At 49.3% G+C, this 229-nt stretch carries 2 tRNA genes; both read right to left on the bottom strand.

Annotated elements, in window-relative coordinates:
- Positions 1-3: 3 nt before the first annotated feature.
- Positions 4-80: transfer RNA gene (locus AAHB12_RS31595), tRNA-Ile, on the bottom strand.
- 12 nt (positions 81-92) lie between these two features.
- A tRNA-Gly gene (locus AAHB12_RS31590) sits at positions 93-166 on the bottom strand.
- Positions 167-229 lie beyond the last annotated feature (63 nt).

The raw sequence follows: 229 nt of genomic DNA, 5'->3' as shown, positions 1-229 counted from the left end.
CTATGGTGGGCCTAAATGGACTTGAACCATCGACCTCACGCTTATCAGGCGTGCGCTCTAACCAGCTGAGCTATAGGCCCATAATATATGAATGGAGCGGGTGATGGGAATCGAACCCACGCTATCAGCTTGGAAGGCTGAAGTTCTACCATTAAACTACACCCGCAACATAAGAGGCATGAAGGAATTGAATCCGTGATCTCCTGCGTGACAGGTATGTTTGCCGCTA

The sequence above is a fragment of the Bacillus sp. OTU530 genome (assembly GCF_038440375.1).
The sequence above is the reverse complement of the archived record's forward strand: the minus strand, read 5'-3'. Positions and strand labels throughout refer to the sequence as shown.